We start from the raw sequence: 816 nt of genomic DNA, 5'->3' as shown, positions 1-816 counted from the left end.
AAGGGGCAAGCCCCTTGGTTTAGGCTGTTCCGCGTTCGCTCGCCGCTACTGACGGAATCACTATTGTTTTCTCTTCCTCAGGGTACTTAGATGTTTCAGTTCCCCTGGTCTGCCTCTGCATACCCTATGTATTCAGGTATGAGTAACTGCGAATTACCACAGCTGGGTTTCCCCATTCGGACACCCCCGGATCAAAGCTTGCTTACAGCTCCCCGAGGCAGTTTCGTTGTTCGCCACGTCCTTCGTCGGCTCCTGGCGCCTAGGCATCCTCCGTGTGCTCTTATTAGCTTAACCATTGCGTTTTCCCAAAGGGAAAATCGCTAGCATCGCTATAATATAAACTTGTTTACACAAGTTCAGCTTAAAGGAATGTTCTAAAACGCATTTTCGTTTCGGTATCCAGTTTTCAAGGATCAAGGTATTACTTGAGAGCTTCAACTCTCAAAACTGAGCAACGAGTGAGTAACAGGCCTAAACCTGAGTTTTGGAAGCTAAACTTCCGATTTGAATGTTTCCGTTGCAGGAAACGATTCTCCATAGAAAGGAGGTGATCCAGCCGCACCTTCCGATACGGCTACCTTGTTACGACTTCACCCCAATCATCTACCCCACCTTCGGCGGCTGGCCCCCTTGCGGGTTACCCCACCGACTTCGGGTGTTGTAAACTCTCGTGGTGTGACGGGCGGTGTGTACAAGACCCGGGAACGTATTCACCGCGGCATGCTGATCCGCGATTACTAGCAATTCCGACTTCATGCAGGCGAGTTGCAGCCTGCAATCCGAACTGAGACCGGCTTTGCTGGGATTGGCTCCACC

At 50.9% G+C, this 816-nt stretch carries 2 rRNA genes; both read right to left on the bottom strand.

The window, feature by feature from the left end:
* Positions 1–294 (bottom strand): 23S ribosomal RNA (locus tag A3848_RS27520); the annotation flags it as partial.
* A 246-nt stretch (positions 295–540) separates the two neighbouring features.
* Positions 541–816 (bottom strand): 16S ribosomal RNA (locus A3848_RS27515); the annotation flags it as partial.

This window comes from Paenibacillus sp. P32E, from assembly GCF_001909085.1.
Lineage (GTDB): Bacteria > Bacillota > Bacilli > Paenibacillales > Paenibacillaceae > Paenibacillus_AQ > Paenibacillus_AQ helianthi.
This window is presented reverse-complemented; position numbering and strand designations above follow the sequence as displayed.